The 14,552-nt window shown below is 57.8% G+C and carries 12 protein-coding genes and 1 pseudogene; 10 read left to right on the top strand and 3 right to left on the bottom strand.

The genetic code is table 11. The annotated features are described in order from the left end of the window. Positions 1-426 precede the first annotated feature (426 nt). Positions 427-2,274 carry a sigma-54-dependent Fis family transcriptional regulator gene (locus tag BLV61_RS05405; RefSeq protein WP_090463244.1) on the top strand — a complete coding sequence of 616 codons (1,848 nt, stop codon included), beginning with the start codon at positions 427-429 and terminating at the stop codon, positions 2,272-2,274. Between the two features lie 82 nt (positions 2,275-2,356). Here BLV61_RS05405 and BLV61_RS05400 read toward each other — a convergent pair whose 3' ends face one another. Both BLV61_RS05400 and BLV61_RS05395 read right to left on the bottom strand, forming a co-directional pair. Beyond that, positions 2,357-3,292: a SphA family protein gene (locus BLV61_RS05400; RefSeq protein ID WP_090463240.1), complete on the bottom strand. Its 936-nt coding sequence runs from the start codon at positions 3,290-3,292 to the stop codon at positions 2,357-2,359. Between the two features lie 209 nt (positions 3,293-3,501). After that, the gene (locus tag BLV61_RS05395; RefSeq protein WP_090463237.1) at positions 3,502-4,392 is read right to left on the bottom strand and encodes a helix-turn-helix domain-containing protein; all 891 of its coding nucleotides are present in this window, start codon (positions 4,390-4,392) and stop codon (positions 3,502-3,504) included. Between the two features lie 202 nt (positions 4,393-4,594). Here BLV61_RS05395 and pobA point away from each other — a divergent pair, with 202 nt between their 5' ends. From pobA to BLV61_RS05380, 3 genes are all read left to right on the top strand, one after another. Continuing rightward, positions 4,595-5,782, top strand: a complete 1,188-nt coding sequence (gene pobA / locus BLV61_RS05390; protein WP_090463234.1) for a 4-hydroxybenzoate 3-monooxygenase — start codon at positions 4,595-4,597, stop codon at positions 5,780-5,782. Positions 5,783-5,843: 61 nt separating this feature from the next. Continuing rightward, positions 5,844-6,080, top strand: coding sequence for a twin-arginine translocase TatA/TatE family subunit (gene tatA / locus BLV61_RS05385; RefSeq protein WP_090463231.1), 237 nt, complete (start codon positions 5,844-5,846; stop codon positions 6,078-6,080). Between the two features lie 43 nt (positions 6,081-6,123). Continuing rightward, complete coding sequence (locus BLV61_RS05380; protein ID WP_090463229.1) at positions 6,124-7,299, top strand: methyl-accepting chemotaxis protein; 1,176 nt, start codon at positions 6,124-6,126, stop codon at positions 7,297-7,299. A gap of 259 nt (positions 7,300-7,558) precedes the next feature. Here BLV61_RS05380 and BLV61_RS31835 read toward each other — a convergent pair. Next, positions 7,559-7,654: pseudogene (locus BLV61_RS31835) on the bottom strand (SphA family protein); the annotation flags it as partial. A 223-nt stretch (positions 7,655-7,877) separates the two neighbouring features. Between BLV61_RS31835 and BLV61_RS05375 the strand changes: the two are divergent. From BLV61_RS05375 to BLV61_RS05350, 6 genes are all read left to right on the top strand, one after another. Then, positions 7,878-8,870, top strand: coding sequence for a SphA family protein (locus tag BLV61_RS05375; protein WP_090463227.1), 993 nt, complete (start codon positions 7,878-7,880; stop codon positions 8,868-8,870). A 116-nt stretch (positions 8,871-8,986) separates the two neighbouring features. Beyond that, the gene (locus tag BLV61_RS05370) at positions 8,987-9,961 is read left to right on the top strand and encodes a helix-turn-helix domain-containing protein (RefSeq protein WP_090463224.1); all 975 of its coding nucleotides are present in this window, start codon (positions 8,987-8,989) and stop codon (positions 9,959-9,961) included. 140 nt (positions 9,962-10,101) lie between these two features. Continuing rightward, on the top strand, positions 10,102-10,461 hold the full coding sequence (locus tag BLV61_RS31995; RefSeq protein WP_139213605.1) for a c-type cytochrome: 360 nt from the start codon (positions 10,102-10,104) through the stop codon (positions 10,459-10,461). Positions 10,462-11,069: 608 nt separating this feature from the next. Continuing rightward, positions 11,070-12,623, top strand: a complete 1,554-nt coding sequence (locus tag BLV61_RS05360; protein WP_090463221.1) for an FAD-binding oxidoreductase — start codon at positions 11,070-11,072, stop codon at positions 12,621-12,623. A 234-nt stretch (positions 12,624-12,857) separates the two neighbouring features. Beyond that, on the top strand, positions 12,858-13,157 hold the full coding sequence (locus BLV61_RS05355; protein WP_090463218.1) for a hypothetical protein: 300 nt from the start codon (positions 12,858-12,860) through the stop codon (positions 13,155-13,157). Then, positions 13,105-14,424 carry a methyl-accepting chemotaxis protein gene (locus tag BLV61_RS05350; protein WP_090463215.1) on the top strand — a complete coding sequence of 440 codons (1,320 nt, stop codon included), beginning with the start codon at positions 13,105-13,107 and terminating at the stop codon, positions 14,422-14,424. Before BLV61_RS05355 ends, BLV61_RS05350 begins: the two co-directional genes overlap by 53 nt. Positions 14,425-14,552 lie beyond the last annotated feature (128 nt).

The raw sequence follows: 14,552 nt of genomic DNA, 5'->3' as shown, positions 1-14,552 counted from the left end.
GGGCATCGATCAGGGGCGCCGCCGATGATCGAAGACTTTTGCGGTTTATCGTGGCAGGAACCCGGGGATGCTCCGGCTCAGCCATGAGGCCGACGCGAGCAGGCGGCCTGGCTCATCACCTGCGGATAACAACTATCGTGCCAAGCCTCGGCGCGATGAAAAATACTCAATAAAATCAAGTAGTTAGTCGTATTTGTGATGACCGTTGCACGTTCATGGGTCGACGTTATAGTCGCCAGCGCGGAATTTTATGAAGAGGATGCTGCAGGCCGCTGAAAGCTCAACGCCCGGTTTTTTTTCGGTTTTATCTGTGCGGTTATCGGACAAATGTGGGGGCGCAAGGCAGGTGGTCAGTCACTGACGGATTGACCGTGCGGGTTGTCCGGGCATACTTGAAACTTTACTTCCCTGCCGCCTGTTGACCCTATGACTCCTAATAACAATAACCGTCCTGCCGATGAGGAATTCCTCAAGCAGATGCTCGGCAGACAAAAGCGCTATATCGTTGACCGGGCCAGCCAGTTTGGCGCCAGCGGTCTGCCTTCGGCCGAGCAGTTGGCTGAAACGGTGGCTTTCGCCCCCCAGGACGGAAGCATCTGGTTATGTGGCCAGCGGGTGATGCTGCTGCAGGGCTCTGCCTTCGGCGCCATTCGCCGCGAACTGATCGATGCGCTGGGGTTCGACAAGGCGCGCGGCCAGTTGACCCGCATTGGTTGGCAGGCTGGAGCACGCGACGCCGCCCAGGTCAGCGAACAATGGCCGGAAGGTGATCACGCCAGTCTGTACAGCGCCGGCCCACGACTGCACATGCTCGAAGGCATGGTCAATGTCGAGGTGGTGCGCTTCGAGATCGACTCGGGTATCGGTCACTTCTATTCCGAATTTCTCTGGCACAACTCGCTCGAAGACGACGAACACATTGCCGCCTACGGCCTGGGGGGCGAACCGGCGTGCTGGATGGAGATCGGTTATGCGAGTGGTTATGCGTCGTCACTGCTCGGTCGCTTGGTGGTGTTCCGCGAGCTGGAATGCCGTTCGATGGGGCATAAAGCCTGTCGCATCGTCGGCAAGCCGGCCGAACAGTGGGACGATATCGACGTTGACCTGGCGTATCTGGATCCGAGTGACTTTCTCAGTCGCAGCACTTACACCTCGGGCGTTGAGACCACCGTTGCCAAACTGGAAGAGCCTGTAGACGGCAAACCGTTGGTGGGCATTTCGGCTGCGTTTGTCGCGGCAAGCCAATTGCTGCAACGTGTCGCACCGACGCAGGCGACGGTGTTGTTGATCGGTGAGTCAGGCGTCGGAAAAGAGCTATTCGCCCGAACGCTGTACCAATCGAGTTCGCGGCAGCATATGCCGCTTGTGGCGCTCAACTGCGCGGCCCTGCCGGAGAATCTGGTGGAGGCCGAATTGTTCGGTGTCGAGCGGGGGGGCTTCACTGGCGCCGAGCGTTCGCGGCCCGGGCGTTTCGAGCGAGCCCATGGTGGGACGTTGTTCCTCGACGAAATTGCGACCTTGAGCCTCAGTGCGCAGAGCAAGATTTTGCGAGCCTTGCAGGAAGGTGAGATCGAGCGGGTCGGTGGTACGGCGCCGATCCGCGTGGACGTACGGATTATCGCGGCGACTAACCTGGATCTGCGTCGCGAGGTTGAGGCCGGGCGTTTTCGTGAAGACCTGTTCTACCGACTGAATGTTTTTCCCATTCATCTGCCACCGTTGCGGGAACGTCGCGAAGATATCCCGTTGCTGATGAGTTATTTTCTGCGCCATTTCAGCTTGCGCCATGGGCGTCAGCTGGCGGGTTTCAGCACGCGGCTGGTCAACGCGCTGCTCACTTATCGGTTTCCCGGCAATATTCGTGAGCTGCAGAACCTGATCGAACGCGGTGTGATTGCCGCCAGTGACGGTGAGGTGATCGACATGGTGCATCTGGCCGAGGCTGGAGCGCCGTTGATGGCGACGGCCATCGGCCTGACCCCTCAAGGGCGCTTGTCTGCCGTGCAGCAACGCGATGAGGCGGGTAATGAAGTGCCGGCACCCGCGCAATCCATCGAAGGAGAGGGCGGGGCAGAAGCGCTTCGCGAGCCCGTTCTGGAGAGTTTGCAGGCCTTCGTCTCCGGACGCCAACGGGTGTTGAATATGTCCCTGGAAGAAATCGAGCTGCGCCTGGTGCGCCTGGCGCTCGAGCGCTCGGGGGGGAACATCACCGCGGCGGCGCAAATGCTCGGCATGAGTCGCGCGCAGGTCAGCTATCGCCTCAAGGGAAGCTAGGGCCGAAACCGGCAAGCGGGCCATGCAACGCCCCCTGATCTGATGGTCATGGGGCGTTGTCATGGCTGGCGTCGGGTCAGGCTCAGAGCGGGATCGTGAACTTCAGCCAGTAGGTCTGGCCATCGGCACGGTTGCGTACGCCGGATTCATCTTGCCATTTGGCGCTGAGAAACCAGCCATCCTTGCTCGCGTATTGAACGGCCGGGCCGACGGAGAAGGAGCTGCCGCGGTTGCCGTCAGCGGCCTCGACAGCCGCTGCGGCGGCGCAATGAGCGGCGCTGCACTGGTCATCGCTCACTTGTTTGTAGGCGTGGCCACCGATGCCCAGTACCCAGCCATTGCCCAGGCCCCAACCAAGGGTGTAGTCGGCATGAAGCTCGCGGCCGGACTGGTAGTGGGTGTCCTGGTTTTCGAAGTTGTAATCGTACATCAGGCGCATATCAGCGTTGAAACCCGCCGGGTCCATGTAGGTCATGGCATATACCGCTTGTACGGTGTAGTAGTTAGTGCCGAGGTTGACCAAGTCGTTCTTGTCATACTCGCCGCCGGTAGGCACCACGAAGTCGACACCCATGGCGGTGTGGAACTTGTCGCTGTGGTGGAACCCGATCACCGGACCCAGGTGAGCGTCGCCCAGGCCGCGCTTGTGTTCGTGCGGGCCGTCCTTGATGTTCAGCCGAATGTCATTGAGCGGTAGCAGTGCGTGGAAGCCGAGGTTGCCACCGAGTACTTGCTGCTCGGTGACCCAGACAAACCGTGGCACGAGCGTCGTGACGCGCAGGTCGATGTCGGCCACTTTGTCGCCCGCGTTATCGCGCAAGGTGTCGGCCATATAGTTGCCGACGAACAACTGCCCGTAGGTACCCGGTGGCGGCAGAACCCCCATGCCGTAGATTTCGATACCCATTGGCCAGGAGGAGACACCGCCTTCGGTAGCCTGAACCAGTGATGTGCTGCCGGCCAGGAGCAGGCCAGCGCCGAAGGCAAGGGAAGTGCAGTGAGTGAGTGTTTGACGCATGAGAAGTCCAGCCTTTTTATTGTTGTGAACGATGCGGGATATGAATTCCCGCAAGGTCGCTTCTCAACTATCGTGCCAACTCCGATTATTAATTATTTAGTTTAAAATCAATGGTTTGCGAATTAATTGGGGCAATTGAAATCTCTTCTTCCGACGCGCTCGGCGGTTTTTGTTAAGAGAATTCGGCTGGCCGCGGAAAGTTCGAATGTTCAGGTCTCGCTGTCGCCATGCCTGGCCGCATGGCGGAAGGCATTCGGAGTCTGGCCACTGAGGCGGCGAAAAAAACGCGAGAAGTAGGTGGGGTCGCTGAAGCCGAGATGATCGGACAGATGGCTGATACTCATGTTTGTATAAATCAAGCTTCGTTTGGCTTCCAGCATCACACGCTGGTGAATCATTTGCAGCGCCGTTTGCCCTGTCAGTTCCCGGCACAAGGTATTGAGATGCACATTGGAGAGCCCGATGCGATGAGCAAAGGTATCGACGCTAAGGTGCTCGCGGTAATGCTGCTCTATCAACTTGATGAAGTGGCCAAGCATGTGCTGATTGCGTTCGCCAAGGTTGCCTGGTGAGGTCTTCATTTGTCGTTGTCGACTGATCCAGACCATCAGTACGCTGACCAACGAATGCAGTTGCAGGTCTCGGGACGGCGCGCTGTTCAGGTATTCGTGGTGGAGTGCGGTGAACAGGGGCGTCAGATAGCGGCGCTCGCGTCCGACCGGGTAACAACCCGTTGAGGCTAAAACAGTCAGGGGGGCGCCCATTTGTGCCTCCAGCCGGGCGACCAGGGGAGCACTCAGGGTCAGGACGTAGCCTTCGACGTTTTCTGAGAAATGAAAGCCATGCACCGTCATGGGCGGGACGACCTGAATGGCCGCTTCCAGCACATCACTGCGCTTGCCCTCGATCTCGACCACAGCCTGACCGCGCTGGACATATAGCAGCTGAAACAGGTCGGCATGGCGGTGTGGCTTGATCTCCCAATGATGCAGGCTGCTACGTTTGGGAATGGACTCACAGTGCAGCAAGTCAGACGTTGGCCACGTCTGGCTTTCTCCGTACAACTTAAATACAGGGATGTTAGTGAGACCTGTTTTCATTGTTCAACCGACCTGCCGGGAGTTAATACGAGGAGGTAGTGCGTTAATCGATAATCGAACCGAATTACTAAAAGTGCAATTTCTCGTGGGTTTTATCCCCTGTTTTTCGAAAATTTGTCAGTAAAAATGCAAGGGAAGAATAAATCTAAAACATCCGGCCGCTGTTCCGCATCGGCTGGAGTGCTTACGAGAAGCCAAAATAATGAAAACTCAGATCGCTATCATCGGTGCTGGTCCTTCCGGTCTTCTGTTGGGCCAATTGCTGCACAAGGCCGGTATCGACAATGTCATTATCGAACGTCAAACGCCTGAATACATCCTCAACCGTATTCGTGCCGGGGTGCTGGAGCAAGGCACTGTCGACATGCTGCGCGAAGCCGGTGTCCACGAACGCATGGATGCCGAAGGCCTGGTCCACGACGGCGTTGAGTTGCTGGTTTCCGGCAAGCGCGTGCGTGTTGACCTGAAGGGGCTGACTGGCGGCAAGACGGTAATGGTCTATGGCCAGACCGAGGTGACCCGGGATTTGATGGACGCTCGCACCGCCAGTGGCGCTCCAGTCATCTACTCAGCCGCGAATGTGCAACCGCACGAAATGAAGGGCGAAAGTCCCTACGTCACCTACGAAAAGGATGGCCAGACTCATCGGATCGATTGCGACTACATTGCCGGTTGCGACGGATTCCACGGGGTTGCCCGACAGAGCATTCCCGCAGAGGTGCTCACCCACTACGAGCGCGTGTATCCATTCGGCTGGCTGGGACTGCTATCCGACACCCCACCGGTCAACCACGAGCTGATCTATGCCCACCACGACCGTGGCTTCGTGTTGTGCAGTCAGCGCTCGCTGACCCGCAGCCGTTACTACCTGCAAGTACCGCTGACCGACAAGGTCGAGGAGTGGTCCGACGAACGCTTCTGGGATGAGCTCAAGGCACGTCTGCCACAGGACGTGGCGCAAAAGCTGGTGACCGGTCCTTCGCTGGAAAAGAGCATCGCGCCGTTGCGCAGCTACGTCGTCGAGCCGATGCAGTACGGCAAGTTGTTCCTGCTCGGCGACGCCGCCCATATCGTGCCGCCAACCGGTGCCAAGGGCCTGAACCTGGCCGCCTCGGACGTGTGCTACCTGTATCGCATCCTGGTCAAGGTCTACAAGGAAGGGCGTACGGACTTGTTGGAGAAATACTCCGAATTGGCACTGCGCCGTGTCTGGAAGGGCGAGCGTTTCAGCTGGTTCATGACCAACCTGCTGCACGACTTCGGCGATCACAAGGACGCGTGGGACCAGAAGATGCAGCAAGCCGACCGTGAATATTATTTCAACTCACACGCCGGTCTGGTCAACATCGCAGAGAACTACGTGGGCCTGCCCTACGAAGACATCGAGTAATCCGTTTCTACCGTGCCCACCGTCAAGTGGTGGGCTTTGAATAATAAATACGGAGGTGGTCATGGGCCTGTTCGACTGGAAACACTGGCTGGTGCTCTTGCTCGTAGTGGCGGTGCTGTTCGGTGGTAAACGCCTGAAGAGCCTGGGATCCGACTTGGGCGAGACGATCAAGGGTTTTCGCCGCTCGGTGAGCAGCGACGACGAGGCGCAGCCTCAGGTTGCAACGTCGGCGCGGGTGCAGAGCGATACCGCACAAACTCCGCTGACACAAAGTGAACAGGCACCATTGGGCCATTAATCGCTTCTCGATTTACACCCTTCGTTTACCGAGGACCGCGTTCATGTTGTTCAAGCGTTCGATACGCACACAGGTGCTGACGTCGATAGGGGCCAGCCTGTTGTTGGTCATGCTATCGGTGCCGCTCTGTGTCTACTTTTTCACTAACGTCCTGTCTGAACCGACATGGTTCACGGGAGTCCTGGCACTTCTGGCCGTTGGTGGGCTGGCGTGGTTACTGGCTCTGAGGTTGTTCAACCGTGTGTTATTCGCGCCACTGGGCCATTTGCTCGAATGCATTGAGCTGTTGGATAGAAGCCATGGCGCTGAACGGGCAAACAATGCCCGGATAGACCAGGCGGGTTGCCTGCAATGGGCCGCGGATACTTTGCGTGATGTGCGCCTGGAAACTTCCATGCGCCTGGAACAAAGTACCCGCCAGCTGGATGCGGCCAGTGGTGAGCTGAATTCGATCGCAATCGAATTGGGTCAAGGCATACAAGACCAGAGTCTGCGCCTGGATCAGGTCGCTACTGCGATGGAAGAAATGGCCAGCACCGCGCAAGAAGTTGCAAGCCATGCCACGCGGGCTGCACGCGCCGCCGACGATGCCGAAAACGCGACCCAGCAAGGCGAAAAAGCCATGGTAGGCATGGTCAACGGCATCAACGACATCCGCGATGAAATCACCAACACGGCTAAAGTCATCCATCGCCTGGCAGATGACAGTGGGCGAATCGGTGAGGTGCTGGCGGTCATCCACAGCATTGCAGAACAGACCAACCTGCTGGCGCTGAACGCCGCCATTGAAGCTGCCAGGGCCGGCGAGCAGGGGCGAGGCTTTGCCGTCGTGGCCGATGAAGTACGCAACCTGGCACAACGTACTGCCCAGTCCACGGCTGAAATCAACACCATCATCGCCACCGTGCAAAAGGGCGCAGAAAGTGCGGTACAAGCCATCGAGAGTGGGAAGCGCAGCATCGAGAGCGGCATTGATCAGGTCCAGCTTGCCGGCAAGATTCTGGGCGGCGTAACCGACGCGGTGCAGACCATCTGTGATATGAACCAGCAGATCGCCGTTGCGGCCGAAGAACAGACGCTGGTCACCGAAGATATTTCACGCAACCTCAGCGAATTGGTGGTGATTTCTGCGAGCAATCAGGAAAACGTGCGACGCACTGAAAGTGCGGGTAAAAGCCTGCACCTGGTGGTCGGCGTACTCACCGAGCTGGAAAAATGAATACCTTCGCTGCGTAGCCTGACACCCGCCACCCGAAGGCGACGACCAAACGTGGGTTTCAGGTCCGATACCCTGATTGAGGCGTACCTTGGGTGAGCGCTAGCGCACCGTTCCGCCCGGTTTTCGCCAGTTGCCGTCGAGGTCCGTGACGCTCGACGGCAGTCGCGCGCGCTCAGACAGTATTGAACCCTCGTGCGCCGGATCATGGTCGGTGCGCCGTGAGTTGGCCCCTGCAGTTTCGCCAGCTTGAGTGTCACGCACCGGTGACGCTGTCACCCAGTCCGTAGCCATTGTCCTTCAGATCCGCCCCTGCATCGCCGAAGTCGCCCTCCAGTGACACGATCGGCACGATGACGACGGTGGTCTTGCGCGTATCGGCCACTCTTGTCTGGGAGTGCCATTGTTTGGGCGTATGAGGCCGACAGGGCGCTTATCGAACGAGGGATAAGGCCTGTCCGGATACTCTGGCGCTCTTGAGCAACTATTGGCAGGTGAGGGGAAGTCACGCACTCGGCTCAAAACTAGATTGGCGGCACGGCCTTTCGGCCGCGTACAAAAACAAAAAATGAGAGCCGACAATGAAATCTCTTACACAGCGTGCCTGGTTGTCACTGGGTGTGATGATCGCTGCTTCCACTGCTAATGCCGCAGAAGCTCCGCCACCTTCCGTCAGTCAGCCATCCGGAATCAACCTCGGGGTCACCAGTTTCTTCGACGGGTTTGCCGGGCCGCCTGGCTGGACTCATCTTGTATACCTGCGACAAAGTCGGGCGACGTCGATTCGTAATAATCAGGGTAAGGATGTGGCTGTCTTTGACGATCCCAGCATCGAGGCCACGGTCCTGCTGAATCAGATCAGTTACATCTCGCCATCCACGATCGGTATGGGCGCTCACCTTGGCTGGAATGCGATTATTCCGCTGACGACGGTAGATGCCTCCTTCGGTGCTGCCGGTCCTGCGCTGGCTGACAACGCGACGGGTCTGGGTGATCTCACTACCGGCCCGCAGATTCAGTTCGACCCTGTCTTCAACGCGCAGGGCAGACCTGTCTTCTCCCAGCGTTTTGCATTTGACGTCATCGTTCCCGTGGGCAAGTACGACCCTCACAAAGACATCAACCAAGGTGCAAACCATTTCTCACTGAACCCTTACTGGGCCGCGACCTGGCTCCCCTCTCCGGGGTTCGAGGTGAGCTGGCGTCTTCAGTATCTGTACAACTTCAAGAACGACGACCCTGCCAGTAGCACGCCTCAGTTCTTCAACGGTCAGTCCTTGCGAGACGTCCAGGCCGGCCAGGCTGCCTGGGCCAACTTCACCACCTCGTACGAAGTCGCTCCAGGGCTGCATTTGGGACTCAATGGCTATTACTTCAAGCAGGTGACCGATGATCGAGCGAACGGCCACCGTCTGGAGGATTCGCGTGAGAAGGTGCTGGGGATCGGTCCGGGCCTGTTTTGGGCCATCAACAAGTCGGACGGGTTCTGGTTGAATACTTACCGCGAGTCTCAAGTGGAAAATCGCGCGCGCAACGATTACGTCGTGCAGGTTCGGTTGGCCCACGCCTTCTGACATTATCCGAACCAGTCGATCAGTGGTGTAGGCTGGCTCGCGCGCTTCGGACATACTCGTGTCCGGTGCGCCGTGCCACCTCTACCATTGAACGATGAGCAGAAGAGGGCCCTCCCATGAATCAACTATCGATCCTGTCAACTGAGCAGCTCCCGGCGGGAGAGCGCATGGCTCAGTGGGCCCAATGTATAAGCCTGTACGCAGGCCAGACGTCCGCAGTGGTCAGGCAGAACGAGGAGAGCTCTGTCGAACCCTACAGTCCAAGGGGGTTCAGAGGGCGACTGGAGTTCGGTGACCTGGGTGATCTCCACATTTGTCGAATGATGGCGAGTCCGCATCGGTATCGCAGGAAGTTCCGTGCCGCGCAGGCTCATGAAGGAACCAACTGGACGCTCGTGCTTCAGGAGGGCGGCGTCAGCCATTTCGAGCAAGGCGGGAACACCCTGATGCTGGTGCCCAACCAATTCGCGCTTATCGACGTGAATCAATCGCTGGAGGTGACCAGTTCAAAGGGGTGCGAGCAAATCATCATTCCTTTGGCAGGCCAGCGGTTCAGCCTTGGCGGCAGCGGGCGTCTGTACCACCTTCAGACCGAAGTAGGACTACCCAGGATGCTGCGCAGCATGCTGCACGATGCACTGGCGCAGTATTCAAGCCTTTCCTACAGGGCCTCCAGATCTGTCGGGGACGCACTTCTTGGTGTGTTGGAAAGTGCCATCGAGCAGTCCTGTTCCGGTGAAGAGGAAGAAAAAACCAAGCCTTCTCTCATTGCCATGATCCAGGGGTGTATCGAGGAGAATTTGCATGATCCAAGTCTGAATGCGGAAGTCATCGCGCGTAACTTGAATTGGTCATCACGATCGCTGCATCGCCATTTTCAGAACTGCTTTGGGTGCACCTTCAGCGATTATGTCTGGCAGAGAAGGCTGAGTCGCTGTGCCGAGCAAATGCTGGACGTCTCGCAGTTCAATCGTTCCATCACTGAAATTGCATTTAGCGTGGGGTTCAGCAGCAGCTCCCACTTCAGTCGCAGTTTCAAGGAGGCTTTTGGTATGACACCTCGCGCGTATCGCAAGTCCCTCATACGCTGAGTGTTCGGCTGAGGTGTCTCGACGGATCAAAACCAGGCTGATCCAGGCAAGTCGAAGGAGGTATCGGGCTCTTAAGGTTTCACTGCACTTTCTACCGCTGATTGAGCGGCCATCAACAACAAGAAAGCCAGGTGAAACTTATGTCCTTGCCAAGCCAATGCCGCATGCCGCGGCCAGTGTCCACGCCTCGAAACAGTCGAAATCTCTCTGCCATAGTCCTGCTCCTTCTATCGAGCCTGCCGCTATCAGTGACTGCCTTAGCCGAGGACCGTTCCCCTCAGAAAGTTTACCAGGCCGTTTGTGCGCGCTGTCACGAGGAAGGCATTGCGCTGTCGATTCGAGGCTTCCCTGCGGCAGTAGTGCAGTGGAAGGTACGTAACAGCGTAGGGGCCATGCCTAGACTCCCTGCCACGGACATCGACGATCAGTCGCTTTCTGAGCTTGGCGCATACATCCAGCAATTGAAGCCCGTTGCCGCCGATCAAGGTGAGCGGCAATGAACCGTCGGCAGTTTCTCAATCGAAGTGGAGCGGCCCTGGCGGTTGGAGGGCTCTCTTTTGCCTTGCCCACCCGCTTGATGGCCTCTCCAGGTCTCGATCCTGTCGAGCGGCCTGTCCTCTTGGTCGGCAACCAGTCACGTCCATCGCGAGCTTTCGACGTGGCGTTCGCCCATTCACTGCATCTCCCTTCTTCCAGGATTCGGCGCGTGGCGTGGAGGGATGGCGTTACACCCCGTACCTTGGCCGAGTTCATTCAGGAGGTTGCCGCAAGCGGGCTAATGGTTGCGGGGCTGGTCCAATGGGGGGACTGGGAAATCCTTCAATCGCAGATGCCTCGACATGTGGTTCTGCACCATCTGCGGCATACGCAAGCGGTTTCCGGTACTCAAGGCATCCGATTGCATTCTCCAGGCGTCACGCAAGAGGGCGTCGTCTCGAGTTCGACGCGTGTTGGACGCAAGAGTTGGGCGGCAATGAGCGGTGTCTCGGCGGCTTCGGCTGTACAAAGAAGAGAACCGCCAGGGGGATGGCAGTCCGAAAGCCCCGTCTCCTCAACCCCCTACGTCTCTTTCGTCCTTCTGACTTGATTGTTTCCCTGGAGCTGTGACATGACCACTTCAACCAATCTGCCTGCTGGCGTGAGCCAAAATACCTTCAACCAAGCCGTCTCCGAGTACGCCGCGATTGTCGGCAACGACAACGTTTTTGTAGCCGATGAATCAATGTCGCCTTACATGAAGGCCTACATTCCTGTTGACGAGAAACTCTATGCACCCTCCGGTGCGGTCTCCGTGTCGAGTGTGGAGCAGATTCAGGAGGTCCTGAAAGTCAGTCATAAGTATGGGATCCCGCTGTGGCCTATCTCGACGGGCAGGAACTTTGGCTACGGGGAGGCCTTGCCTGCCGTACCAGGGCAGCTCCTTCTGGACCTGCGCAAGATGAACAAAATCATTGAGGTGGACCCTGTGTTGGGCACTGCCCTGGTCGAGCCTGGCGTCACCTATGCCCAGCTTCACGCCTATATCAAGGAGCACAACATTCCGCTTTGGCTGAGCGTGCCTGGCCCTGGACCGCTGGTGGGGCCGCTCGGGCAAACCCTCATTCGCGGCGAGGGGTACACCGCCTACGCAGAACAGTTCTCGGCCTGCTGCGGGATGGAAGTGGTTCTCGCCGATGGTCAAGTGGTCAGGACGGGACTCGGCGGCATAGAAGGTACCAGCGCCTGGCAGACCAACAAATATGGGTATGGTCCTTATCTGGATGGCATTTTCAGTCAGTCCAACTTCGGCATCGTCACAAAGCTCGGGCTGTGGCTGATGTCCGCCCCGGAAAGCTACGAGATTTTCACGATCAGCTTCCCGCTTTACGCAGATGTCGAAAAGGCTGTCGACTTGGGGCGCCGGCTGAAGTTGTCCGAGACCGTCCGGTCCCCCCTGTTGATCGCGTCGACCGCTACGGGCATGGCGCTTGCTGGTGTTCCCCGCTCGGTGATCAAGCCTGGACCTGGCGCTCTCACTGCTGACGAAATCCAGGCGTTTGCTCAGAAAAACCATCAGCCAACGATCTCCATGACCGCCGCTCTATACGGCACCAAGGATCAGATCGCTGCCCACCTCAAATTCGTTGAAAAGGAAGCCAAGGCCGCGGGTGGGATGTTGCTGCATGGCGAGCAACTGAACGTACTGCCGGAAAAACTGGTGCATCACTTCCATGACATGTTTACGGGAACGCCTGACCTTCAGGAGTTTGCACTGCTCAACTGGATTGGGGGTGGCGGTCTGATCTGGTTTGCTCCGATCTGCCCGACCCGAGGCAGTGAGGCGATCAAACAGATCGACATGATGAAATCGCTTGCCGCCGAATTCGAGTTCGATTTCATCGATGCGTTCTTCCTGAACGGCCGTAGCATGGTGCATCTGTTCAACCTGTTCTATGACCGCAGCAATGAGGATCAGAAGAAGAGGGCGTATGCCTTCTTCGAAAAGGCGCAAGCGACGTTCGCGAAGGCGGGGTATGGGGTGTATCGCAGTAATCCCGCGTTCATGAAGAAAACGGCGCAAGTCTATGGCTCGGCGCAAATGGACCTCAATCGGCGCATCAAGAAAGCCTTGGATCCGAAGGGCCTGATTGCTCCCGGGATGTCAGGCATCACCATAGCCTGACCGGCTGAAGGCAGTATTCCACCGAAGGACAAAAAACTCGGTGGAATACCTGCTGTTCTCCTGTCTGCGCATCGCCGTATCAATTTCTCCATCCAGTTGACTGACAGCCTTGGTCAACGCTGGCGCAGCCAGAATAAATAACAAGAAACCCTGGAGCCTGAAGCCCCGGTCAATCCTGAGGGTCCTTGCACTTCTCAGTGCCGTTCAGGTCTCCACAATAAAAGGGGTACCCGTATGGGGTATGTGTTGAGCAATCTCTCGATTGGTCGCAAGTTGCTTCTAGGCTTTGGATTGGTTGTCGTGGTGGCGTTGGGCGTAGCCAGTGTGGGCTTCATCAACATCTTCGCATTGTTAGAACGCGGCGACCTGATGACGGGTATTGCTGAAAGCCAGATCCACTTGCTTCGTGCGAAGGTGGCTCAGCAGGATTACGTCCGCTCTGGATCTCCGGACTCCGCGCAGCGCGCCCAAGCGTCGCTCAATGCTCTGCAGTCTCGGTTGGACGCGCTTCTGGGGGGGGCGCTTGAGCCGTGAGCAACGGGCGCTCCTGGTTGAAATGAAGTCCGCTACGAAAGCCTGTCAGGCGTCTTTTGATCGCTTGAGGGGTATTGCGGATGGGGCTTCCCATGGAGGGACGGCGTATGAAGACCTGGAACAACAATCTGCCAAATTGCTGGGTCTTGCAGAGGCCGCTTATGTGGCGCCTGGCAAAGAAATGGCGGCGCTCGATAAACGAATCCCAGGCCTTATGGGTTTCAGCTGTTTCGCTCTCCTCCTGGTGGCGGGTGCCGTTGCTTTGTTTTTGCACCGTCAGATCGTCTTGCCTCTGCGTCATGCCGTCTCGGTGTTGCGTACCGTAGCAGCAGGCGACCTTTGCATTGCAATCGAGGTTCGCCAACAGGATGAGTCAGGGCAGTTGCTGCTTGCGACTCGCCGCATGGTCTGTGATTTCCGTGGGGTGGTTGAGCGGATTGGCGGCGGCGTTGAAACGCTATCGGTGATGGCGGCCGGCTGCGCTGTTATCAGTGCAGGCGCCGGCGAGATTACGCGCAGGCAAAGCCAGGAAGCAGAGCAGAGCGCGTCGGCACTCGTGCAGATGGCTGCAAGTGTGCATGAAGTGGCGAGCCATACGCAGCAAGCGTCTGTGGCGGCGCGCGATGCGCAACAGCAGGCGCGATCCGGCGCCATGATGGTGGCTGACGCCGTGGGCAGGATCGATGGTTTGGCAGAAGGCGTGCTGGCAACTAAAGCCAGTATGGTTTCCTTGTCCGCAGAGAGTGAGCGAATCGGCGGCATACTCGATGTGATCAAGTCTGTTGCCGAGCAGACGAACCTCCTGGCGCTCAATGCCGCGATCGAGGCCGCTCGCGCGGGAGATCAAGGGCGCGGATTTGCGGTTGTTGCAGACGAAGTCAGGGCACTTGCAAGACGAACCCAGGACGCCACGATGGATATCGCCACGACCATCGAGTCCCTGCAAGAACTGACGCGGCAAGCCATGTATCGCAGCGAGGATTGCCTGGTGCAGGCGAGCAGGGCCGTTGAGCAAGTCCGTCTGGCCGATCACAGTTTGATATCGATCACACAGTCGGTTTCTCTGATCGAGCAAATGAACCAGCAAATCGCTGCGGCGGTCACGCAGCAGAGTGCCGTAGCCGAGCAAGTGAGTCGTAGCGTCGTCAAGGTGCGAGACGATGCGCAGGCAAGTGCTGCCAAAGCGAGCGAAAGCACTGGCTTCAGCGACGCGTTACAACACCTCAGCGTTGAGCTGAGCCAGTGCATCACGCTATTCCGGTACTGATATGCCGCGGTTCTGAGGAAACTGGAGTCGCGTGCGACAGCTTTCAGCAAACGCTGTCCTTGACAGTCAAGTTGTCGCATCGCTCAGGCAAGTCGCGTCGCCTTTCCAAGTCTAAATTCGTGCTCGGA

Origin of the sequence: Pseudomonas mohnii (assembly GCF_900105115.1) — a bacterium.
In the GTDB taxonomy this organism is placed as follows: Bacteria; Pseudomonadota; Gammaproteobacteria; order Pseudomonadales; family Pseudomonadaceae; genus Aquipseudomonas; species Aquipseudomonas mohnii.
Note: the sequence above shows the minus strand (reverse complement) of the source record. Positions and strands in the feature narration are given on the sequence as shown.